A 25,001-nucleotide genomic window follows, 5' to 3' on the forward strand; every position below is an offset into this window, starting at 1 on the left:
TCCATTATTCTATACTTATTTATTGAAGCACATATCTTCTGCTTTTCTTTAACAGATAGCTATTCTTTTTCTGATATCTATCCTTTTACAGATATCTATTCTTTTGCAAATACTATTCATTTTTAGATATCATTCTTTTGAAGATATCTATTCTTTTTCAGATATCTATTCTTTTGAAGATATCTATTCTTTTTCAGATATTATTCTTTGGCAGATATCTATTCTTTTGTAGACATCTATTCTTTTGTAGACATCTATTCTTTTGCAAATACTATTCTTTTGCAAATACTATTCTTTTTCTGATATCTATTCTTTGGCAGATAGCTATTTTATAGCAAATAGCAATTCTTTTGCAGACATCTATTCTATAGCTAGCTTATTTAGCAGTTAGCTTTAATTAGTAATTTTAGCAATGAATAAAATCAAATTTATTTTAACTTTCGACTTGTAGTTCGAATTCTTTCACATACACAGCTGTGCCAAGAATCTCAACTTCATAATCAGCAGGGACTTTGGTAACTCGGACAATTACCCTTCCATCTTTTCCAACTTCCTGTCCTTGTTCTATAGTCAGAGTCAACGTTTTATCAAAATCTTTCTTTATGTATGTTGCATAAAATGCTCCCATAACCCCAGACGCTGTCCCTGTTACCGGATCTTCCACGGTGCCGGAATAGGGAGAGGAAAAATGTCTTGCATGCATGTCTGCCTCTGTATCATATGTTTCAAAACAAAAGGGATGAACAGAAGTCTTGGGTTTTTCGGTTAATACAGCCGGAAATATATTATTCTGAGGTTTCATTTTCAGAAAGGCTTCCAACTTCTTTATGGGGACCAGTAAAGTCCAGGTTCCCGTACTCCCATATAAAACAGGTAAATCTGCTGCAAGGTCATCCACCGTTAATCCTAAAGAAGCTGCCAGCGCCTCCCTGGAGCCTTCAAAGGGCAGAAATTCCGGTTTTGCCTGCTTCATCGTTATAGTTATCCCATTAGCTGTATCAGTTATTTTAACAGGCAGGATACCTGCTCTCGTCTCAATGGCAAGGTCCTTCTGATTGCCTAATATCCCTTGTGTCTTTAAGGCATAGATGGTTGCCATTGTAGCATGTCCGCATAGGTTCATTTCATGTCCCGGCGTAAAAAATCGGATTTTCAGGTCAGCCCTGGCAGATTGCACCACAAAGGCTGTCTCATTAAAACCTACCTGCAGAGCTATCTGCTGCATTTCTTTTTCCGAAAGCTCATCACCTGATAATACGACACCTGCCGGATTTCCTTTTCCGGGTGTAGTGCTGAAAGCATCGTAATGATATACTTTTACTGATTTCATTATTTATACCCATTGCATATCCCAGGCTGGCCTGTGATACTGCCACAAATAATAAGGAGTGAGAGTCCTGGCGTGACATCCTTTCAATTTATTATTTCTTTCACTCTTTCATTTTACATCAGCTTAATGTATAGCAAGATGTCAGGTAAACCTCTGTTCACCTGACATCTTAAGAATTATATGAAATTAAGCCTGCTGCTCTACTTCAATTTTTCTGATTTCTTTTCTTCTGATTTCCTTGCAGATAGCATCTACAAACACAGAAAGCTCTTTCTGACCTTCGTCACCCAGGTAACGGCTTCTTACGGATACAAGGCCTTCCTCTTCTTCCTTCTGTCCTACCACCAAAAGATAAGGAACACGTTCCAGTCTTGCTTCACGAATCTTGTAACCGATTTTCTCCGCACGTTCATCTACACTGCAGCGGATATCATTCTCTTTCAGCTCTGACTCTACTTTCTTGGCATAGTCATGATATTTCTCGGAAATTGGAAGCACTCTCACCTGCTCAGGACACAGCCAGGTAGGGAACTGACCTGCATATTTCTCAATCAGCCATGCCAGCGTTCTTTCATAGCAGCCAATGCTGGTTCTGTGAATGATATAAGGACGTTTCTTCTCACCGTTCTGGTCGATATAGTACATATCAAACTGTTCTGCAATTAATGCATCCCACTGAATGGTAATCATAGTATCTTCTTTACCATATACGTTCTTAGCCTGTATATCTACCTTAGGGCCATAGAAAGCAGCTTCTCCTTCTTCCTCCGTAAAAGGGATCTCAAGATCATTTAAAACCTGACGGATTCTTCCCTGTGTCTCCTCCCAGACTTCTGCTGTACCAATATATTTCTCTTTGTTGTTGGGATCCCATTTGCTGAGACGATAAGTTACGTCCTCCGCAAGTCCGAGTGTGGTCAGGCAATATCTTGCAAGGTCAAGGCAGCCCTTGAATTCTTCATCCATCTGATCAGGTCTTACCACTAAATGACCTTCTGATATAGTAAACTGGCGTACACGGGTTAAGCCATGCATCTCACCGGAATCCTCGTTACGGAAAAGGGTTGAAGTCTCACCTAAACGGATAGGAAGATCACGGTAAGATCTCTGTTCGGATTTATATACATAATACTGGAAGGGGCAGGTCATAGGACGAAGTGCATACACTTCCTTATCCTTCTCTTCGTCTCCTAATACGAACATTCCTTCTTTGTAATGATCCCAGTGGCCGGAAATTTTATAGAGGTCGCTTTTTGCCATAAAAGGAGTCTTTGTTCTTACATAACCTCTTTTTTCCTCTTCATCTTCAATCCATCTCTGCATTGTCTGCATGATCTTAACACCGTTTGGCATGATAAGAGGAAGTCCCTGTCCGATTACATCAACTGTTGTAAATAATCCCATTTCACGGCCTAGTTTGTTGTGGTCACGTTTCTTAATATCTTCCAGATGAACAAGGTAAGCATCCAGATCTGCATTCTTTGAAAAAGCAGTACCATATACCCTGGTTAACATCTTGTTCTTTTCAGAACCTCTCCAGTAAGCACCGGAGGAGGATATTAATTTTATTGCCTTAATACCTTTTGTGCTCATTAAGTGTGGTCCTGCACAAAGATCGGTAAACTCTCCCTGGCTGTAGAAGGAAATCTCTTCTCCTTCGGGCAGATCTTGAATCAGCTCAACCTTATAAGGCTCATTTCTTTCTTCCATAAAGCGGATAGCTTCTTCTCTGGAAAGAGTAAAGCGCTTGATTTCCGCACCTTCTTTGATAATCTTCTTCATTTCCTTCTCTAATTCATCCAGAGCTGCTCTGTCAAAGGGCTCTACATCAAAGTCATAATAAAAACCTGTATCAATGGAGGGTCCTATTGCAAGCTTTGCGGCCGGATACAGTCTTTTAACTGCTTCTGCAAGTACATGGGAAGTAGTGTGCCTGTATGCTGCTTTTCCGCCTTCGCTGTCAAAGGTCAGGATGCTTAAGCTGCTGTCTTCTGCTACTACGGTTCTAAGGTCCACAACCTTTCCGTTAAGCTCTGCTGCACAGGCATTTCTTGCAAGTCCTTCGCTGATATCCTTTGCGATGTCTATTATTGCCATTTGATTTTCATATTCTTTTACTGATCCGTCTTTTAATGTTATCTTCATACTAATAACCATTCCTTTCTCATAGCCTGCATTCTTCTGAACACATGCTTATTTTTGCTTGAATTGCCATTCCTGAATAAACATTCCTTGATTGTTTATTCGCTGTTTCGAATTGAAGTAATCTTTACTTCTGCCGTTCCCGTTTGGGGGCGGTTTATATTACATCCTGCTGGTAAAAAGGCATCAAAAAAGCTCATCGCTTTCGCCTGCCTTATAGCAGCTCGAAAGGGACGAGCATATATCTCGCGGTTCCACCCTCATTGGATTGTTAAATTCCCACTTCATTAGATGATAACGGAATCACCGGGCCGGATTAGGACCACTCAGAGGTAGTTTTCGGATGTTTCCTGGCAGGATATTCTCAGCACCTCATATCCCTCTCTGTGTCATTTCGCATCTTACTCGTCTCGTCAACGTGTTTTCTTATTGATAAACCTCATTATAGCATTTCAACAATTTTTGTCAAGTGGTATTTTGCACCTTGTTAAGCAGTTATATAAAGGCAAATTGTGGCAGTGGTACGAAAACCCGCCTTGCTATTTGTACGTTTTGGTTCGGAGAAGAACCCTTATGACACTAAAACTTCAGTAATTGCTTAGGACAGTATTGAATAAGCCAAACTCGCGAAGAAACCAGCAGAACTATGCTGGTTTCTTATATGCTCAAACAGTGGCTTATTCAATACTTGGCGCAACTACTGAAGTTTAAGTGTCATAAGGAACCTTTCCGAGACCTAAACTACCAAATAGCAAGGTGGGTTTTCTCCGTTACTGGCATGTTTTGCAGATATAGTTATTAAGTATTTCTTTTTTTATGATTACTATATGGGTGTGTTTATTTATGCTAAGAAATTAGGATAGCTTTAATTTATTTTTTCTTTTCATAATTTTCACATTTTAGATTCTTTGGTTTATTTTAATGGTTAACACTGAAGAATGATGGTTTACATGTAGCGTTTTAATAATAAAATCCATTAATAAGATGAAGTTGAATTGATCTTTTCTTGTATTTATTATTTGGGATATATGGATTAATAATATCCTGTAACAGCATACCGCATTATTTTACTTTAAAAATTTTAGAAAATATAATACAACTTCCATATGGATTTCATATTGATATCCGTATGGAAGCTGTGATTAAAATGGCATTTTCAGATAGTTTATTTTTTTTGCTTCAGAGATGCCGGTCTGTTCAGAATAGCGTTCATTTCCCAGTACGTCCTCATAGACGTCTTCAACGCTTTTTCCAAAGGTCTCTGTTGAGAATTTCTGCATGAGTTCTCTGGCATTTTCTCCGTAAGGTGTTTCTGTGTCTGTAAAGAGGACTTTATCCAGGCTTTCTATCAAGCCTTCTTGATCGGTGAACTTATAGCCGTTTATTCCATCGAAGAGGATTCCGTCCAGGCATCTGTCTTCTTTGGCTACTGCCGGTATCCCTGCTGCCATGGCTTCTATATAGGTTAAGCCCTGGGTCTCACTTTGAGAAGCACTTACGAATACGTCTCCCACCTGATAATAGAGTCCTATGGTATCCCAGGGTTTTGAGCCTGCGAATATTATTTTCTGCTGCAGGTCAAGTTCTGAGACCCTATCCTTTAGTTCATCCATTTCCGGTCCGCTTCCTACAATAAGGAATTTTACCGGTTTGCCGTCTTTCATATAGTATTCCATGGCATTGATGGTTTCTACAATGTTCTTCTCTCTGGATACCCTGCCTATATAAAGTATGACTTTGTCTTCTTTTAAAATGCCGTACTCAGTCTTGATTTTATCGATATCTTCTTGTTTATATAAGGCAGGATTGAACTTTTTAAGATCTACACCTGTTGGTATGACGGATATTTCCCTGTATACACTGTATTTCTGCAGCAGTTCTTTTACCTTTTCTGTAGGTACGATTACTCTTGCTACTGTGTTACAGCATACTTTTGTAAATATTCGTACAAAGGCTTTGGCTCTTGCATCCAACGCCTTGAAATGGGTAAGATAATGGGTGTAGTCTTCGTATATTGTGTGGTAGGTGTGAATCATTGGTATCTTTAACTCTTTTGCCATTATCCGCCCGAATATTCCTAAGGAAAATTCCGTATGGGTATGGATGATATCAAGATTCAATTTTTTTATGATTCCTGCCAGTTTCGGTAGATAGAACATTCCGATACGTCTCTCTGTAATCAGAATAAAGGGCAGGCTTGGAACACGAAAGACATTGTATTCATATTCCGGTGCTCCCGGGGTCGTTGTTGTAAATACATAAACCGTGTGTCCCAGCGCTTCCAGTTCTTTCTTTAGTATAAATACCGAATTAGCAACCCCGTTTATCTCAGGGTAGTAGGTTTCCGTAAATAATCCTATATTCACGACATCTCTCCTTTTATTGGAGTTTCTTACAATGGCTCACAAACATGAAAAAAGCTTCAATTTGGAGGCTGTATGGTTTAAAATTCAAAGAATTTATCCAATGGCATGAATAGTTGAAATACTAATATTAGTACTACTATTAGTATACTGACTTTTCTATGCGAAATACAGTTAAATTCAGGCATTCTGCCTTTTCATATGTATCATATAAGCTAAATTAGGTTATTTAACCTCCGGCATTTAGATAAACGCCATCTATTTAAACCTTCTTCTTTGTGCAAAAGGAAAAAATTAGAATTTAACTTATATTATAATCTGATTTATAATTTTCCTATTAACATATCCTTTTCAAGAATATGATGCACCAGCCAGTCATTTAAGAATTCCAGAATATCCAATAGTGTCTCTGTCTGATTATGGTCCATATCAGCAAAGTTTACATCATTTATTTTTTCCAGGAAATCCTCATGTTCTGTTTTATGAGAAAATAATTTTTTATGTCCGATGCTTATCATGTATGCTTCTTCATCTGAAAAGTGTTTGATTGCATAATCTTTGAGTCTCAATATGATCGCTACGATATCATCGAATTTATCCACTACAAATTCGTCTTTTAATAACATGTATGCTTCGTCAGCTATACGAAACAGTTCTTTATGCTGTGTATCAATAAGCTCTATACCGGTATAATATTCATCCTTCATTTCGTACATTTTGATTTCTCCCTTTATCACAGTTATGGTATTCTTTCTATAAATTGTCTAGAATGTGTCTTAAAACTGCTTGTGCCGGGCTTGAGGTTCCACTTTGTGGGAGGCAAGGCGAGAATTTGGAGACATTGTGGTGTTACATTCCAAATTTGCAACGCAGAATACCGAAGCGGGACATTCAAAACGGTACAATGAGTTTCAGACACTCCCTGGTACCAGCTTTACCGGTACGGAAGATTTAAGTTTAAGGCTATTAGGTTCTACCTGGCAATCCATTGCTAAAATTTGAACCCCCTGGCTGCTTGCCTGACGTAAGGCATCTCCAAATTCCTTGTGAGTCCTGTCATTTGGTGTAAAATATCCTACTCCCTCCATCTGTATCACAAAAAGAATATATGCTTCATAGCCTTCCTGCAAGCACTTACACAGTTCCTTAATATGCTTAACCCCCCTTTCCGTAGGGGCATCAGGGAAAAGTACTGTTCCTTCCTCTTCCAGTGTCACTCCTTTCACTTCAATAAATGCTTTTCTTTCAGGAGTCTCCACATAAAAATCAAATCTGGAGTTCTCATATACCTGCTCGGGCTTTATCTTAACCGTATCTTTCATAAGATTCCCATTTGCAAGCCATTCATGCACTACTTTATTGGGTGCCTGGGAATCCATATTTATTAGACGGGTGCCTTTTTCAACTGCAATCAATGAATATTTGGTACTGCGCTTTCTATTATCTGATTCCTCCAGATAGACTGTTGTCCCCGGTATCAGAAGTTCTTTACAGCGTCCTGTATTCTTAACATGACATTTATGTATTGTTCCTTCCACCTCTACATAGGCAATAAAACGATTTGGCCTTGATACGAAGGTGCCTTTTATAACGCTGTTGTATAACATTCTTTGTTCCTCTTTTCTATGCATTGTCAAATGACCTGAAAAGTAGCATAGTATCTTTTGGATCCTTGTATTCTGGTATGTCATTACATTATAGCATTTCTGTAAATTCTCAGCAATATCTAATTTCCGCAGGTAAATTTTTCTTTCCTTTTAGCTCTTATTGTCTTATAATAATAGATAATTATAGTTGACCTAAGGTTCTATATTTTCCCAATATAGAAAGCTAAGCTAAATTGTAGGCCTTAAGACTTCATAAGCTTATCTATCAGCTATTATGAATCAAGAAGAATTAATATCATGAAGGATATCCTGCTGAAAAGCCTGGATAATAAAAGCGGTAAATATGCAAGCTTACGATGCAAAATTTATCCTGTAATGTGTATAATTTCAATCGCAAAATGCATATACTGTTAAACGAAAGGAAGTATGTTCATTATGAAGAAATTCGGAAAATTTTTATTCGGTACTATCTCCATAGCTACCTTGGCCGGCGGTGCTTATTACCTTTACAAGAACGTATTGAACAAAGATACTGCAGACGATTTTGATGATTTTGAGGACGATTTTGAGGACTTCGATACGGAAGAAGATACTCCCGCTTCTGACAAAAAAGAAACCAGAGAATATGTATCTATAAATATTACCTCTGATGCGCAGGACGCTGCCACTGAGGAAGAAACTTCTGAAGAAGCTGAAGAGAAATAATCTTCAGCAGAAGAATAAAATTATAAAGCAGCTGCCTAAAACCTAATTTAAGCAACTGCTTTTTTCTTTGTAATTATTTCGATGTGAATTCCGCAAGCTTCTTTAATAACTCCGCCTGCTCATTTACCGTATATATGACCGTCTTCCCTGCCAGGCGCCCGTCGGTTACTTTCACCGTTTCCGGATAAAACTCGTAGGTAATGACATTTTTATCTTGTGTAATGATCTCAAAGCTGTAAAGAATATCCGTTTCTTCCTTTTCTGATACCTGTACAGTATAAGCTGCCAGCAGGGTATATAGTTCAGCAGCTTTCACAGCCGGTTCCTCCAGAGACTTTTTATCCTCTTTGGTTTGTTTTCCTTCTGCTTTTATTACCTGAAAGGTTACTGCCTCGTCTGTATTTATGGGGTAAAGTTCTGAAAGTACCTCCGGCGCAACCAGTGTTACCATACTGCTTTTCGTATCCGCTGCAGCTGCTGTGTCAGCACCACTACCAGATGATGCTGTGATATCAACGGAGGCATCGCCCTCTAACGGTGCTTCTTTTGCAGTGCTTGCCGCTTCATCCTCTTCAATCCCCTGTACTGCTGAGGTTTCCGGTGCTGTCATTGTATAATTTTCTGCACTTCCTGTATCAGCTATACCAAGCTCCTGCTGCTGTGACTGTTCATTCACCCCGTTATCCTGCCTGGTTCCGGTGATATTGTTCTGATATAGCCATACTGCTGATACCAAAAGCAGTACTGCCGCTGCTGCACCTGCAAAACGTCTAACAGGGAATTTTATAACAGGCTTTCTATCACCATTGCTTTCCTGCTCTGCAGCTTCTTCGCCTCCAACCGGTATTTCTGCTGCTGCATTATCAGCATTCTTTTTATCTTCTGTTTCGGCTTCCTTGATTTTTAGAAGGGTTCTTTGAATCAGATCTTCGGATACGGTTAGATTATCCTTATCAAAGGAGGCATTCAGCAGTGCTTTTAATTCCATGTCATCCCAGACAGGTGAAGGATTTTTTCCAGTCTTATTCTTATCCATTGTTATATCCTCCCTTCAAGGCTAAGCTTTAGTTTGTCTTTTGCCCGGGAAAGCCGGCTTTTGGCCGTACCCTCCGCTATTCCTAAAAGCTTTGCTGTCTCTGCAACAGACATATCCTGAAAATAAACACACAGCAGTACATCCTTATATTTCTGAGGCAATTGTATTACTGCATCTCTGACCAGCCTGTTTTCATCTTCCTGTTCCACTGCCACGAATTCATCCTTACCTGTCAGTGTATTCTCATGAACTTCTGTAAATTGCATTACCTTCTGGTTCCATGCACTTTTCATATAGTCCTTGCACGTATTGATAGTTATACGGATTATCCATGTCTTTATATTGCTGTCTCCCTGGAAGGTATGGAGCTTCTGGTTTACCTTGATGAATACATCCTGAAAAATATCTTCTGCCAGATGACTGTCCTTTACATACATATAAGCGGTCCGCAATACATCGTTACCATATTTTCTGATCAAGGTTTCGATATCATGGACCTCCCTATTTTCCTGGTACATTTAAGTATCCCCCTAATATACGATTGTATAAATACAGAACCATTTTAGGTGATGGCTCCCCCCTGTCCAATCCCGACAGTCACCGTATACTATCAAAGATTAGACGAAATAAATCATATTTTGGTTCCATATTTTTTTATATTAATCCAAATTCCTTTAAACCGTAATAGATTCCGTCTTCCTGAATGGTCAAGGTCTTATACCTGGCCGCTTCTAAAACCTGCGGATAACTGTTTCCCATGGCAATGCCATACTCTACGTATTGGAGCATTTCCAGGTCATTGGTGCTGTCACCGAAAGCATAGGTATCTTTTCTGTCGGCCTTAAGGTATTCCAGGAGCAGGCGTATTCCGGTAGATTTATCATAACCCTTTGGCGTCATTTCAAAATTACCGTCTATATGCAGCGTAAAATGATAATCTTCCCTTAACTTTTTCTCTGCCTTCTCAAGGCTGCCCGTAACCCCAGGTGCACAGGTGAATTTGTTTATTATATAATCCCCTTCTTGTATGGTACGTAACCTGTCTCCGGCATATTTTTTTGCAAATTGGATAACTCTTTGGTATTCCTCTGCGTTATTTTCACCGTCAACATAAATATTCTCCGGTCCTTCCAGGATATAATGGATTCCGGATTCCTTCAGAAGCGCTATGGTAGAATCTCCGGTTTCCGGTCCCATTGTTTTATTGTGGATTACCTTGCCGTCATATTCCACATAGGTTCCCGCTCCTGCAAGTACTCCAAGAAATCCCATATCAGTAAGATAGTCAGGTACCATGGCTTTCGTTCTTCCGGTACATATTACGGGTATATGTCCCTTTTCTAAAAGTTCCTTAATTGCCTGCTTCGTCAAATCGGTAACCCCTAATACAGGGTCGTACAATGTTCCGTCAATATCAAAAAATATGATTTTTTTGTTCATAATAACCTCTTTCGTGAATATCCCATCTGCCATGGGTATTCGTTTGTCAGCCTATATATGCCTGTTCCGTGTTCTGTGTCAGTTTATAAAGTCCTGCGTAGATTCCATTATTATTTAACAGTTCATGATGGCTTCCGCGCTCTGCAATACCGTCTTCTGTAAGTACAATAATATTTTCCGCATTACGGATAGTTGTAAGTCTATGAGCAATAACAAAGGTAGTTCTGTTCTTTGCTAACTTCTCCAAAGATTCCTGCACGATCTTCTCACTCTCATTGTCAAGAGCAGAAGTAGCTTCGTCAAAAATCAGTACCGGAGGGTTCTTAAGAAATACTCTGGCGATACTGATGCGCTGCTTCTGACCACCGGATAGTTTAACACCTCTCTGACCGATATAAGTATTGTAGCCATCTGGCAGTTCCATAATAAATTCATGGGCATTGGCATTTTTAGCAGCTTCTATGATCTCCTCATCGGATGCTTCCAGTCTTCCGTAACGGATATTATCCATTACGCTTCCTGCAAACAGGTAGACATCCTGCTGAACGATACCAATGTTCTTACGCAGGGAACGAAGCTTGATATCTTTGATATCTTTTCCGTCTAATAGAATATCACCGTCTGCTGCTTCATAAAACCTTGGAATAAGACTGCACAGCGTTGTCTTTCCTACACCGGAAGGTCCTACCAGGGCAACATATTCACCTGCTCCCACCTTTAAGTTAATATTATGAAAAACATCTGACTTGGTATCAATATACTTAAAGGAAACATTCTTGAATTCTATCTCACCTTTTACATCTTTAAGGGCAACTGCATCTTTCCTGTCTACGATATCCGGCTGAATCTCCATGATTTCCATAAAACGGTCAAAGCCTGTAATACCGTTCTGGAACTGTTCCGTAAAATTAATCAGCTTTCTTACCGGTTCAATAATGTTATTAATATAGAGTAAGAAGGTCAGTAGGTCGGTTAAGGCTATAACATCTTTTGCTATAAAAACAGCTCCTCCAACAATTACGGCGATATTGATAAAAGTAGTAAACATTCCAAGACCGGAATGGAAGGTGGCCATCTGCCAGTAGCTGTTTCTTTTGCTTTCAACAAATCTTCTGTTTCCGTCATGGAATTTATCGATTTCCTGTTTCTCATTTGCAAAGGATTTTACTACCCGGATACCGGATAAATTATCTTCTATCTGCGCGTTGATTTCTGAAATTCTATCCCTGTTTCTTCGAAAAGCACTGTTCATGCGATTCTTCATTTGATATGCGAAAATAAACATGATGGGTATAAAGGCAAACACGATCAGGGTTATGGGAAGATTGATATTTACAAGGATAACAAAAGCACCTACGAATTTTATAATGGAGATTACAATATCCTCCGGACCATGGTGGCATAGTTCTGTAATATCAAATAAGTCATTGGTTATTCTGGACATCAGCTGTCCGGTCTTCTGGTTATCATAAAAATTAAAGGATAGTTTCTGATAATGTTCAAAGATGTCATTTCTCATATCGTATTCCATCTTTGCTCCCATGATATGCCCCTGGTAAGAGATATAGAAATTTGCGAAGAACTCAAGTATCGCGAGACCAATCATAAGAAACGCCAGCTTTATGATAGTAGAAAATACATCGGATATCTCGTATTTTCCTAACAGGTCATTGGTTATGTAGCGAACGATCAGGGGGTAGACCAAGGATATGGCCGCCGCTAAAAGTGCAAAGAACATATCCGAAAAGAACAGTCCTTTGTAGGGTTTGTAATATGATAAGAACTTTTTAAATCGGGAATTCATTTTTGTACCTGTGCCTTTCCTTTTACAAAACTCATTGTTTAAGCTATTATAACTCATTATACATGAAATATGATATTTTGAAATTCATTCTGGTCATTTATAAAGCTTTGCTTTTAATATCTTCCGCTTTTAATATCTTTCATGAATCTAGATGCTAAATTATGTTCTTCTTCTCTTCCAGCTATGAAAATACCATAAAGACAGACTTTTTATATCTTGTGCTGGCAGAAAATTAATTGAGCAATTTATGAGATTCTAACCATTGAATAAATTTCCCTATCCTACTTATTTACAGAAAAAAGTCTGCCATGGCAGACTTAGTTAATATAAGTTGAACCAGTACAGCCTTGCACAGATTTCGCTTCTTGCCGAACCAGTAATCGTGTTCAGCTTTTATAATGGAAAAGCCTGACCGCTGGAAACACTTTGGGTTTTATCGCAAGTGTAAGGTTGGTCAGGCTTGTTTCTGCCTTTAACAGGATTTATTGAGATAATTTTTGTGCCATATCGTACATGTACTGATCAATATCCTTTGTCATAGCAAGTGCTTCCTCAATATCGTAATTTACATATTGTCCGTTTCTGTATCCTACGACACGGTTGGATGCGCCCTGACAGAGAAGATCAACAGCGATAGAGCCCATTGTAGATGCATATACCCTGTCCATACATGTAGGGCTTCCGCCTCTTTGTATATGTCCGATGATAGTTGCTCTTGTCTCTATTCCGGTAGCTGCTTCGATTCTTTTTGCCATGCCGTAGGAATCACCGATTCCTTCAGCATTAACAATAATGTGGTGCTTCTTGCCTGCCTGCTTCCTATGAATGATATTATCTATAATATGCTGTTCATTGTGATCATATCTCTCTGTTATAAGGATATCCTCTGCTCCGTTTGCAATACCGCACCATAAAGCGATATAACCTGCATTCCTTCCCATAACCTCAATAATGCTGCATCTTTCGTGGGAAGTGGAAGTATCCCTGACCTTATCAATTGCTTCCATTGCTGTATTAACAGCTGTATCAAAACCAATGGTGTAATCTGTACAGGAAATATCAAGATCAATGGTTCCGGGAAGTCCAATGGTATTAATGCCTCTTGCGGCAAGCTTACCTGCACCCTGGAAAGATCCGTCTCCACCGATTACAACAACTCCGTCAATACCATGTTTTCTGCAGATCTCTGCGCCTTTATCCTGACCTTCAGAAGTCATGAACTCCTTACTTCTGGCAGTATAAAGAACAGTACCTCCGCGCTGAATGATATCAGATACACTTCTTCCGTCCATATCTATAATATCTTCTTCTAATAAACCGCTGAAACCTCTACGGATTCCTTTAACATTTAATCCATTTGCCAATGCAGTTCTGACAACAGCTCTGATAGCTGCGTTCATTCCGGGGGCATCACCACCACTTGTCAGTATACCTATTGTTTTAATTTCTTTTGCCATATCGTTCACCTCCAAGAAACTTCAATCGCTCTTATTTTAACCCTTTTTTCTGGCTTTTTCAATACTCATTTCTACTACTTTAACATTGGGTTCTCCGTAGATTTCCCGCAATTTTGTCAGTAACACATTTTCTGCCTTAATACTTTTTGATTTCGGTAACTGTTTTATTGCTTTTTCACATTCCAGATAAATCTTCACTTGATCGTTACCATCATATTGACTTAAAATTTCATACAGACTTTGTTCATCTTGTACAAAACTTTCTTTATTTTTATACTTTATCCAGACTTCCTTGGGGTTATGATCAAAGGGGATTACTTCCTGGCAGATTATCTTTGCAGCTTTCTCTTCTTCTACGGTAATTTTACCTTTTACAAGGATTTTGCTGTCTTCAGACAAATAAGCCTTGTACTTCTCATAATCCTTGGGAAACAGGATTACTTCCACGGCTCCTGCCATATCCTCTAAGGTTATAAAAGCCATCATGGAATTATTTCTGGTGGTTTTTACAGTCTTAACGGATATGATACCGCCTACCACTGCCATCTCTCCATCGTTTACTTTGGTCTCTCCCGTTTCTTCATCCAGTGCAAAGTCTATAGTGTTATGAGTGACATTTTTCTTAAGAAGCTCTTCATAGCTTTCGAGGGGATGACCGCTTACGTAAATTCCCATAACCTCTTTCTCCAAGGCTAACAGCTGCTCTTTTGAGTATTCACCAATATCAGGATAGCTAATCTCCATTTCCTGTTTATCCTCTTCATCAGCAAAATCAAAGAGGCTTAACTGTCCGGTCAGGTTCCGCTTCTTACTCTGTGCTACTTCATCCAGAATCTGTACATACATCATCATCTGCTGCTTCCTGGTTCCGGGCAGGCTGTCAAAAGCACCGGATTTGATAAAGCTTTCCACAGTCCTTTTGTTCACTTCCTTACCGGACAGTCTCTCTGCAAAGTCCTTTAAGGAGGTAAAGGCTCCGCCTTGCTCTCTTATCTTAACTACACTGTCAATTACCGGTCTTCCAAGACCTTTTATAGCAGAAAGACCATATCTTATGGAACCGTCGGATACAGAGAAAGCAGCATCGCCTTCATTTATATCCGGAGGAAGTATCTTTATTCCCATCTGTCTGCAGGTAAAGATATATTCTGAGACCTTTCCTGCATTATCCATAACGGAGGTTAATAAGGCGGCCATAAATTCCACTGGATAATAACATTTAAGGTAAGCGGTCTGATAAGATACTACCGCATAAGCCGCCGCATGGGACTTATTAAAGGCGTATTTAGCAAAGTCTGTCATTTCATCAAAGATATGATTTGCCACATCTTCTGCAATTCCATTACTGATACAGCCGGGTACTCCTTCTTCTTCATTCCCGTATACGAAGTTCTTTCTTTCCTTCTCCATTACGGAAGCTTTTTTCTTAGACATGGCTCGGCGTACCAGATCGCTTCGTCCAAAGCTGTAACCTGCCAGCTCACGCACGATCTGCATTACCTGCTCCTGGTATACGATACAGCCATAGGTAGGTGAAAGGATGGATTCCAGCTGAGAGCATTCATAGGAGATATTCCCCTCATTATTCTTTCCTTTAATGTATTTCGGGATGAAATCCATTGGTCCCGGACGGTAAAGAGAGATGCCGGCTATGATATCCTCCATGTTTCTTGGCTTTAGTTCCTTCATAAAGCTCTTCATACCCGAACTTTCCAGCTGGAATACTCCGTCTGTCTTTCCGGAAGCTATCATGGCATATACAGCCGGATCATCATAATCTACTTTTTCAATGTCCAGGATTTCATCTGCTTTGCGTTTTTTATTAATGAGCCTGACTGCATTCTGAATTACCGTAAGGGTACGAAGCCCAAGAAAATCCATCTTTAGCAGTCCCAGCTCCTCAAGGGTCGTCATGGTAAACTGAGTGGTTACGGATTCATCAGAGGCCCTGGAGACCGGAACATATTCAACCACTGGTGCTTTACTGATTACAACTCCTGCTGCATGCATGGAGGTATGTCTTGGAAGTCCTTCCAAACGCAGGGACATATCAAGCAGATATCTGATCTCCTCATCTGAGTCATATAGATTCTTAAGCTCTCTGTTGATTTCCAGTGCCCTTCCTATGGTTATTCCAAGCTCCATGGGTATCATCTTGGCAACTGTATCTACTCTGGCATAACCCAAGTCCATTGCACGTCCAACATCACGAATTACCGCTCTGGCTGCCATGGTTCCAAAGGTAACAATCTGTACCACTCTGTCCTTACCGTATTTTCTGACAACATAGTCTATTACCTCCTGCCTCCGTTCATAGCAGAAGTCGATATCGATATCGGGCATGGTAAGTCTTTCAGGATTTAAGAACCGCTCAAAAAGGAGGCTGTACTTGATAGGATCGATATTGGTTATCCCAAGGGAATAGGATACGATACTACCGGCGGCGCTTCCTCGGCCGGGTCCTACACTAATGTCATTATCTCTTGCATATTTGATAAAATCTCCAACGATAAGAAAGTAATCCACAAAACCCATGTTTTCAATGGTGTCTATTTCATAATTCAATCTTTCCAGAAGGTCTTCATAATTGGTTGGATATCTCTCCACCAATCCCTCATAACAGAGCTTCTTTAAATATTCCAGGGCAGTATAGCCTGCCGGAACATCGAATTTAGGGAGCTTATATTCACCGAATTCTATGGTTACATTACATCTTTGTCCAATTTTGTAGGTGTTCTCAAGGGCTTCCAGTGCATAAGGAAAAAGGCTTTTCATCTCATCTTCTGATTTGATAAAGTATTGTCCGCCTTCATATCTCATACGATTTTCATCAGATACTTTCTTCTGTGTCTGAATACACAGGAGGATATCATGGGCCTGAGCATCACTTTCCATGGTGTAATGAACATCATTGGTAGCAACCAGGGGTATACCGGTCTCTTTGCTCATACGCAGTAATCCCTGGTTCACATCTGCCTGCTCTGTTATTCCATGATCCTGAAGTTCCAAAAAGAAGTTTCCTTCCCCGAAGATTTCCTGATAATTAAGGGCCGCCTGTTTTCCTTCTTCATAGAAGCCCTTGCGGATATAATTAGCCACTTCTCCCGCCAAACAGGCACTAAGGGCAATAAGGCCTTCACTGTGCTGTTTTAATATTTCATGATCTACTCTGGGCCTGTAATAAAAGCCTTCCAAAAAACCGGTAGATACTATTTTCATAAGGTTCTGGTAACCTGTATTGTTTTCTGCCAGCAGGATCAAATGATAATATCTTTCGTCAGATGTACCTGCTTCCCTGTCCAAGCGGGAACCGGGAGCTACATAGACTTCACAGCCGATAATCGGTTTAACTCCTTCCGCCTGGCAGGCTTTATAGAAATCAATGACTCCATACATAACTCCGTGGTCAGTAATAGCCATACTGTCCATTCCCAGCTCCTTTACCCTGGCAACCATTTCTTTTATCTTGCCCGAGCCATCCAGAAGACTGTATTCTGTATGTAAATGTAAATGGGTAAAGCTCATAAATACCCTTCCCTTCTATAACCTGTACAATAAAACCCATGCATATCGTTAGCTTGCCTGCGATACTGCCTGAGTTAAAAATGTTAAATTAATTCATGCGAAACTGTTTATTAATGCCGTCAAATCACATAAATCAAGCAATGTTTCTTTCTTACTCTTATATCATAACATATTTTACTGCAATTGCATACCAATACACTTACCGTTACAAAAAATTCAGGCTGGGTTTATACCCAGCCTGTTTATTATACTCTTTCTATTAGCAGGAATTTTTATTTTTCCCATTCAGGCCTTGCGGCATCTATAATGGTACTTAAATCAAACAAGTCTTTTAATCTCTCCGGAAATTCTAACATAGCCTGCCCGTCCACAGGTCTTCTGGTCATTCTTACATAATCCTTTTGAACCTGAATCCAAGGGGATTTGAATACTCCGCAGAAATAATCGAACCCTGATTTCTTTAGATATTCAAATTTATCACTGGTGTAATGACCCATGGTAGTCTCGATGTCTATACCGTAAGGGAAAATATAGATATCCGTCGGTCCAATAAGACTGCCCACTTCTTTCTCCCAGCGGTCCGTATCTTTCACTGTAAATTTATAAGTTGCTTTTCCCATATCCCTATGTCCATAGCTATGAGAAGCAAACTCCCAGCCCTTTTCCTTCATTACCTTTACAATATTCTTAACAGTCTCTTTATCCTCTTCGTAAGTTGGTGAAGAAGCATCATTTGTACGGTACCCCAAGGCACCTTCGTATCCTGTCAGGGCAACGATACCTTTTGCACCTCTATATGAAAAGTCCGGATGTTCTTTTACGAATTTCTCAATAATAGGTACCATATCGTAATCACCAATACTTACGCTGCCGTCCTCCATTACCATTTCTGTGGTAGGATTATTATCCTTATCCAGTACTATCCTTCTTGCAAAACCGTCACCGGTCATATATTCGTAATAGTTCACATCATCCTGGGATATAACAATAGGCTTTTTATCCGGGGGAAGCATAATATCTCCCGCTTCAAAGGTTTCCGTACCGTCATCCTTTTTCACCTTAGAAGCCACATCATGAATCTTGACCAGCACATAACCCTGATCATATAGCTGCTGCAGCATTTCATTGAACTCTGATATGGTAGTCATATAATAATTATAGCCTTTTTGTTTATAATCACCGTCAAATGCCTTACCGGTATCAGCTACCAGAATATGAACAAAGATATGACTGATCTGATCTGCCGAATCATATGCACCAAGAGGTTTTAGAGTACTTTTGGTATTCTCATAACCTGCTATGGCATCCGTTAAAATTTTCACCTGGCTATAATTTTCAAAGTCCTGGATTAATTTGATTGCTTTATCATAGTCATATTGCATGGCATATAAATCAGCCTGGGCAAGTACCTTCTTTGCCTGTTCCTCTTGTTTTTCCTCTTCCGTTTTTACAGGTTCTGCAGTAGGGCTCGGGTCTTTTGTAGCGGAGGGTTTTTCGTTTCCGGATGAGTTCTGTCCGGTTTTGACGTTATTGCCTGTATTATTTTTGTTATCATTGCGATTATTTATGAAAACAAAATAACCAATTACTATAATACAAATCAATACTGCCTCCACCGTAAGCAAGACTGCTTTATTATATCTCCTTTTTTGCCCTTTCATCACAATTACTCCCTTTCCATCTTTCGCTTATATTTATTATAAGATAAATTTACAACTTCTCCTTCCAGATGTAAAATGTCATGATTAGCAATTTTACACCTTACTGCTATAAAATATTTAATATCTCTTATCTCTTATCCCTTATCTCTTATCCCTTATCTCTTATCTCTTAAAAACAAATCATGCATGCATAACTTATTCATTTTAGTTCCTAACCATAGTATCTCTCTTTATGTATAAGTTATAATCATTAATAGGATTTGCTATATGTTTTTTTATTTAAATTGGCCTTTATTACTTTATTTTACTTTATTATCCATCAATCACTATCTATTATATCATATGATATTTTCAAAGTGTTTACGGTTTTATTAAGTTAATATGATATTTTTCTCACAATTTCGTTAGGTTTCCCGTTAATATATTACATTAATATGTTTTTTACATATCCTTACAGCTCGATAAGCTGGCTTCTAAATATTACGGCAGAAAAAGAGGGATAACACCTTATTTGAAACAAGGTGTTATCCCTCTTTTTGCATTACCCATTATTGATAACAGTTTTTGCTGTCTGCTTTCTCCTGAAAATAAATATTCCTACTTACTGCTTAAGTATTTTTCAATATTCTCCATAGCTACTTCTTCGTCAGCACCTTCTGCTGTAACGGTAACCTCTTCCCCCGCAGCAAGTCCAAGACTCATCATCCCCATGATGCTCTTGGCATTAACCTTTTTCTCCTCGCATTCCACATAGATACTGCTCTCATATTGACTGGCAACCTGCACTAATAATGCAACTGGTCTAGCCTCCAACCCTGTTGGAATCTTAATCAATATTTTCTTTGATACCATAATTTACTTCCTCCTTTTGTTCCCTTAAGTTATCAGCTAAAATACTTAGTTTCCTCAATCTATGGTTTACACCTGACTTACCTATAGGCGGATTAAGCAATGCTCCCAGTTCTTTTAAGGAGACTTCCGGGTATTCCAACCGGAGCAATGCTATCTCCTCCAGCCCTTCCGTCAACTCCCCTAATCCTATCATATCCTTAAGATACCTGATATCTTCCAGCTGTTTGGACGCTGCCATAACAGTTTTGTTAATATTGGCTGCCTCACAATTAACCTGCCGGTTTATTGAATTTCGCATCTCTTTTAGTATACGTACATTTTCAAGATTCATGAGCGCCACATGGGCTTCCATGATATTTAAAAGATCCACTATTTGTGAGCCTTCTTTTACATATACTACATAATACTTTTTACGTGTTACTATTTTGGCGTCTATATCAAAGGTATTTATAATATCCCTAATTTGTACTGCTTTATCCTCATTTGGCGCAACAATTTCAAAATGATAGGTCTTTTCCGGATCGCTCATTGAACCGGCTGCCAAAAAGGCTCCTCTGATAAAGGCTCTTTTACAGCAGGCATTCTGTATTACCAAATTGCTGACCGCAGACAGATTCTCATAAATTTCCATGGAATCATTCATTAATTTTGTGGCTTTTAAGATCTTAACCGCATTATTATGATCTGCAATACTTAAGGTATACATCTTGCTCATCTTAAGATAAGCATTCTGCCTGATTGAAATTTCTGTATTAATATTAAAGGTTTTCTTTATTAATGTAAAGTATTTTCTTGCTACGGTTATGTTTTCCGTATGAATTTTAAGTGTAATGCAATCCTTATCACTGATAAGCACCCGTCCGCACAGGCTGATAACTGCTGCGATCTCAGCAATCATACAATGTCTGGCAGGATTTAACTGCCTCGACAGTTCATCCTTCACATCTTTTGAAAATGACATGACTTATCTCCTTGCATCCTTCTCAATGTCCCTGTGCTCAACCTTAAGACCATATTGCAGCTCCGACAGTTTCGCATAGAGTTCATTGGCCAGGGTAACTGAACGGTGTTTTCCACCTGTGCAGCCTATACTGATTACCAGCTGGTTCTTTCCTTCAATAATGTAGTTGGGTATCAAAAAGGCAATCATATCATTTAATTTGTTAAGAAATTCTACCGCCTGAGGCGAACTCATAACATAATCCCTGACCGGTTTATCATTGCCTGTCTGAGGTTTCAACACAGCATCATAAAAGGGATTCGGCAGAAACCTTACATCAAACACCAGATCCGAATCCATTGGTATTCCATACTTAAAACCAAAGGACAGTATGGTCACATAAAAGTTATTATATTGCTCATTGAGAGTGTAGATCTTATCAATCTGACTCTTGAGTTCTCTGATAAGAAGCTGGCTGGTATCTATAATAATGTCTGCTTTTTTCTTTATAAATTCCAGCTTCCTTCTCTCTGTTTCAATACCCTGCTCGACTCTTCCGCCGCCGGATAATGGATGTATTCTTCTTGTCTCCTTATAACGCTTGACCAGAACCTCATCCCCTGCATCCAGGAAGAGAATCTCATAGTGGTAGTTTGCTTTTTGAATCTCATTTAATACATCATCCAGTTCTTCCAGGGCTTGTCCGCTTCGAATGTCAACTCCCAGAGCAACCTTATCGAATTTCTCACTGCCGTTAAATGTAATCTGGACGAACTTAAATATTAATTGGATTGGCAGGTTGTCAACACAAAAATAGCCTGCATCCTCTAACATCTTAAGGGCCGAACTCTTCCCCGCCCCTGACATTCCAGTTACGATAACTAGTCTCATTTGCTGGCCTTGCCTTTCTTATTACCGAAATCTCCAAGTAACCTTACTTCCGGTTCCAGTCTGACGCCCTGTTTCTCATAGACAATACGGATTACATCCTGTATCAGGGTATAAACTTCCTGGGCTGTGGCTCCACCTTTATTGATTACAAAACCACAGTGTTTTTCAGAAACCTGTGCATTACCGACCTGATAGCCTCTAAGATCTGAATCCATAATAAGCTTACCGGCAAAATAACCCTCCGGTCTCTTAAAGGTACTGCCTGCACTTGCATACTCTAAAGGCTGCTTTTCTTCTCTTTTTCTGGTAAGCTCTGCAATACCGGCACGAATGTCTTCTTCTTTTCCGGTTTCAAGAAGAAAGGAGGCTTCTAATACTACCATATGTTCCTCCTGTACAACACTCTTACGGTACCCTAAGCGCAGTTCTTCTTTCTTAAGAAAATGCTTGTTTCCATTAAGGTCCATGACTACTGCATCTGAAATTATATCTTTCATTTCACCGCCGTAGGCACCTGCATTCATAGTAACAGCGCCTCCTAAGGTTCCAGGTATGCCGCTTGCAAATTCAAAGCCGCAGAGCCCATGTTCAGCTATACTATCAGCCATATCATATAGAGAAGCTCCAGATTGGGCTGTAACTTTGTTGCCTTTAATATCTATATGACTGAAGTTCTCCGCAAGCTTTATTATCACTCCCCGGTAACCTTCATCGCTGACCAAAAGATTACTTCCTTTTCCAAGAATAAAGAAAGGAACTCCTTCTTCTTTACACAGCGCAACAGCTTCTGCTACCTGAGCATCCTCCTCCGGTAATAAAAGATAATCTGCCGGGCCGCCTATCTGAAAGGTTGTATGTTTTGCAAGAGGTTCATTTATCCTTATCTGCTCCCGCTTAAATAGGTTCTGTAATTTCTGATAAAGTACCTCACTCATATTCACTCCATGTTAAGGGCTGTCATCTGAATTAATATATGTACTTAATCCATTTGATATACCTTATTATTTCATTGACAAATGGACAACCACTGTCATACATCTTTATCATACCCTATGCTGCAGGGTTTCGCAATACTATTTATCCCTGTTATTTTCCAAGAATCAGCTTGGCACTTCCGTATATTCCGGCATCATTTCCAAGCAGCGCCAGTTTAAATTCTTTTCCTTTTAGTGCAAGCATAACATTCTGTTCATAATGCTTCCTTATTACTTCCGTAAGCATATCACCGGCTTTGGAAACACCGCCACCGATTACAAAAGCCTGGGGATCTACAACTGCTGAAACATGTGACAATGCAATTCCCAAATATCTGCCTAACTGGTCAACGGAACGGATCGCTAAGGCATCTCCTTCTTTTGCCGCATCAAAGATTGCCTTTGCAGAAAGTGCCGGAACATTTCTTAAGGTAGATGCTTCCTCAGACTTCTCAAGGATTCTCTTTGCTTCTTTTACGATTCCGGTTGCAGAAGCAAACTGCTCCAGACAGCCGTGTTTGGTGCAGTTACAGCTTTCTGTCTCATCATAACTTACGGTTATATGCCCTATTTCTCCTGCTGCTCCGTTACTTCCCGTTAAGATATTCCCATCCAGGATTACACCGCCGCCGACACCGGTTCCAAGGGTTACCATAATAAGATTCTTGTAGCCTTTTCCGCCGCCCTGCCACATCTCACCTAAAGCTGCAACATTAGCATCATTTCCTACTTTTGTTTCTAAACCTGTCAATGCCTTCATTTCATTGGCAACATTAAAAGTTCCCCAGCCTAAATTTACGCATTGCACTACGGTACCATCTTCTGTAACAGGTCCTGGTACACCGATACCAATTCCTACAATATCCTCTTTATTTAAAGATTTCTCTTTGATTTTACCTTCAACAGATGCCGCAACATCCTGCAAAATAAAACTTCCCTTGTCCTCTTTCCTGGTAGGTATCTCCCAATTATCCAGAAGTTCACCCTCCTGTGTAAACAGACCAAGTTTTACGGAGGTTCCTCCGATGTCAATACCAAAGCAAATGCTTCCCATACGATATCCTCTTCTTTCTTCTGATGCTTGTGACTGCCTGGTCACAACGGTTCCAGGAGAACCGTCTTACACAAAATATATTAAATAAAACGTATTTTGCTCTGATTATCTTAAAGCCTTCGTACTCCTCAAATTGTTCCGAAGGATTAATACTCTTCCTCATCGGGTCTTTGTTTCTTCATTAAATTGTTGGTTACCTTATTGTAGAGCTCTTGAGCGGCATTATAGCCCATCTTCTTCTGCCTGTAGTTAACTGCGGCAGATTCTACGATAATGGCGAGATTACGGCCCGGTCTTATGGGGATGGAATGGCATACTACTTTATTCCCCAAGAATTCCGTATACTGTTCTTCCAGTCCTAAACGGTCATATTCTTTATCCCGGTTCCATTCCTCCAACTTTATTACAAGGTCAATGGACTGTGTATTTTTTACACTTTCCACACCAAAAAGGGTTTTTACATTTATAATACCAATACCGCGAAGCTCAATAAAATGTCTGGTGATATCAGGTGCTGTTCCGATTAATGTATCATCACTGACCTTTTTGATCTCTACAACATCGTCGGTTACAAGACGGTGTCCTCTTTTGATCAGCTCCAGGGCAGCTTCACTTTTACCGATACCGCTCTCGCCGGTAATCAGAATTCCTTCACCATATACATCTACCAATACACCATGAATGGATATACGGGGTGCAAGTTCAACATTCAGCCAACGAATTACCTCTGCCATAAAAGAGGAGGTGGTCTTGGCACTCCTTAAGATGGGAACACCTTTCTCGTAAGCAAGCTTTATAATAACATCCTTTACTTCTATATTTCTGCAAAATACAATACAGGGTACTTTATAATCCATAAGTTTTGAGAGTATCACTGCTTCATCTTCGGTAATCTTCTGTAAATATGCATTTTCTACATGTCCGATTACCTGTACCCGTTCTGAATCGAAATAATCAAAAAATCCTGCCAGCTGCAAGGCTGGCCTGTTAACATCCGGCTGTGACAGCTTAATATGTCGGATATCTAAATCCGGGGTGAGATTTTCAAGGTTCATCTTTTCAATCAGTTTTGATAATTGTACCGTATACATGGCTCTCCCTTTCTGCAAACGCCCTTCCGCATGAGTGTGTCTGAAAAACGCTTGTGCCTGGCAAGTCTACTCCAAAGTGGGACAGTCAGACGCACAATAATATCCAAACAGGCTCTAGGGCTGTTTCAT

19 protein-coding genes are annotated in these 25,001 nt (G+C 39.7%); 1 reads left to right on the plus strand and 18 read right to left on the minus strand.

Translation table 11 applies throughout. The features are described 5' to 3' along the window. Window positions 1–433: 433 nt before the first annotated feature. From BR73_RS0125500 to sfsA, 5 genes are all read right to left on the minus strand, one after another. Window positions 434–1,330: a PhzF family phenazine biosynthesis isomerase gene (locus BR73_RS0125500; RefSeq protein WP_033168569.1), complete on the minus strand. Its 897-nt coding sequence runs from the start codon at window positions 1,328–1,330 to the stop codon at window positions 434–436. 186 nt (window positions 1,331–1,516) lie between these two features. Then, on the minus strand, window positions 1,517–3,475 hold the full coding sequence (gene thrS / locus BR73_RS0125505) for a threonine--tRNA ligase (protein WP_033168570.1): 1,959 nt from the start codon (window positions 3,473–3,475) through the stop codon (window positions 1,517–1,519). Between the two features lie 1,139 nt (window positions 3,476–4,614). Next, the gene (locus BR73_RS0125510; RefSeq protein ID WP_051685580.1) at window positions 4,615–5,838 is read right to left on the minus strand and encodes a glycosyltransferase family 4 protein; all 1,224 of its coding nucleotides are present in this window, start codon (window positions 5,836–5,838) and stop codon (window positions 4,615–4,617) included. Between the two features lie 320 nt (window positions 5,839–6,158). Further along, window positions 6,159–6,551, minus strand: a complete 393-nt coding sequence (locus tag BR73_RS0125515) for a hemerythrin family protein (RefSeq protein WP_033168571.1) — start codon at window positions 6,549–6,551, stop codon at window positions 6,159–6,161. A gap of 195 nt (window positions 6,552–6,746) precedes the next feature. Further along, on the minus strand, window positions 6,747–7,442 hold the full coding sequence (gene sfsA, locus BR73_RS0125520; protein WP_033168572.1) for a DNA/RNA nuclease SfsA: 696 nt from the start codon (window positions 7,440–7,442) through the stop codon (window positions 6,747–6,749). A 435-nt stretch (window positions 7,443–7,877) separates the two neighbouring features. Here sfsA and BR73_RS0125525 point away from each other — a divergent pair, with 435 nt between their 5' ends. Beyond that, window positions 7,878–8,147: a hypothetical protein gene (locus BR73_RS0125525; RefSeq protein WP_156034949.1), complete on the plus strand. Its 270-nt coding sequence runs from the start codon at window positions 7,878–7,880 to the stop codon at window positions 8,145–8,147. A gap of 73 nt (window positions 8,148–8,220) precedes the next feature. Here the strand turns inward: BR73_RS0125525 and BR73_RS0125530 are convergent, their stop codons facing one another. From BR73_RS0125530 to hprK, 13 genes are all read right to left on the minus strand, one after another. Further along, a complete protein-coding gene (locus BR73_RS0125530) occupies window positions 8,221–9,183 on the minus strand; it encodes a hypothetical protein (protein WP_033168574.1) in 963 nt (320 codons plus the stop codon). Window positions 9,184–9,185: 2 nt separating this feature from the next. Then, window positions 9,186–9,701: a sigma-70 family RNA polymerase sigma factor gene (locus BR73_RS0125535; protein ID WP_033168575.1), complete on the minus strand. Its 516-nt coding sequence runs from the start codon at window positions 9,699–9,701 to the stop codon at window positions 9,186–9,188. Window positions 9,702–9,837: 136 nt separating this feature from the next. Next, window positions 9,838–10,623, minus strand: a complete 786-nt coding sequence (locus BR73_RS0125540) for a Cof-type HAD-IIB family hydrolase (protein ID WP_033168576.1) — start codon at window positions 10,621–10,623, stop codon at window positions 9,838–9,840. Between the two features lie 46 nt (window positions 10,624–10,669). Continuing rightward, the gene (locus tag BR73_RS0125545; protein WP_033168577.1) at window positions 10,670–12,427 is read right to left on the minus strand and encodes an ABC transporter ATP-binding protein; all 1,758 of its coding nucleotides are present in this window, start codon (window positions 12,425–12,427) and stop codon (window positions 10,670–10,672) included. 482 nt (window positions 12,428–12,909) lie between these two features. Continuing rightward, complete coding sequence (gene pfkA / locus BR73_RS0125550; RefSeq protein WP_033168578.1) at window positions 12,910–13,884, minus strand: 6-phosphofructokinase; 975 nt, start codon at window positions 13,882–13,884, stop codon at window positions 12,910–12,912. A gap of 36 nt (window positions 13,885–13,920) precedes the next feature. Beyond that, window positions 13,921–17,409 (minus strand): DNA polymerase III subunit alpha, encoded by a 3,489-nt coding sequence (locus BR73_RS0125555; RefSeq protein WP_033168579.1) that lies wholly within the window; start codon window positions 17,407–17,409, stop codon window positions 13,921–13,923. Between the two features lie 272 nt (window positions 17,410–17,681). Further along, window positions 17,682–19,070, minus strand: a complete 1,389-nt coding sequence (locus BR73_RS0125560; RefSeq protein WP_033168580.1) for a polysaccharide deacetylase family protein — start codon at window positions 19,068–19,070, stop codon at window positions 17,682–17,684. Window positions 19,071–19,667: 597 nt separating this feature from the next. Further along, window positions 19,668–19,922 carry an HPr family phosphocarrier protein gene (locus tag BR73_RS0125565; protein WP_033168581.1) on the minus strand — a complete coding sequence of 85 codons (255 nt, stop codon included), beginning with the start codon at window positions 19,920–19,922 and terminating at the stop codon, window positions 19,668–19,670. Then, window positions 19,897–20,883 carry a DNA-binding protein WhiA gene (gene whiA, locus BR73_RS0125570; RefSeq protein ID WP_033168582.1) on the minus strand — a complete coding sequence of 329 codons (987 nt, stop codon included), beginning with the start codon at window positions 20,881–20,883 and terminating at the stop codon, window positions 19,897–19,899. Before whiA ends, BR73_RS0125565 begins: the two co-directional genes overlap by 26 nt. A 3-nt stretch (window positions 20,884–20,886) precedes the next feature. Continuing rightward, window positions 20,887–21,753 (minus strand): RNase adapter RapZ, encoded by an 867-nt coding sequence (rapZ, locus tag BR73_RS0125575; protein WP_033168583.1) that lies wholly within the window; start codon window positions 21,751–21,753, stop codon window positions 20,887–20,889. Continuing rightward, a complete protein-coding gene (gene murB, locus BR73_RS0125580; protein WP_033168584.1) occupies window positions 21,750–22,688 on the minus strand; it encodes a UDP-N-acetylmuramate dehydrogenase in 939 nt (312 codons plus the stop codon). Before murB ends, rapZ begins: the two co-directional genes overlap by 4 nt. Before the next feature lie 151 nt (window positions 22,689–22,839). After that, window positions 22,840–23,781, minus strand: coding sequence for an ROK family glucokinase (locus BR73_RS0125585; RefSeq protein WP_033168585.1), 942 nt, complete (start codon window positions 23,779–23,781; stop codon window positions 22,840–22,842). Window positions 23,782–23,927: 146 nt separating this feature from the next. Further along, the gene (gene hprK / locus BR73_RS0125590) at window positions 23,928–24,872 is read right to left on the minus strand and encodes an HPr(Ser) kinase/phosphatase (protein WP_033168586.1); all 945 of its coding nucleotides are present in this window, start codon (window positions 24,870–24,872) and stop codon (window positions 23,928–23,930) included. Between the last annotated feature and the right edge of the window lie 129 nt (window positions 24,873–25,001).

Source organism: Clostridium sp. KNHs205 (assembly GCF_000702945.1).
GTDB lineage: Bacteria > Bacillota > Clostridia > Lachnospirales > Lachnospiraceae > Anaerocolumna.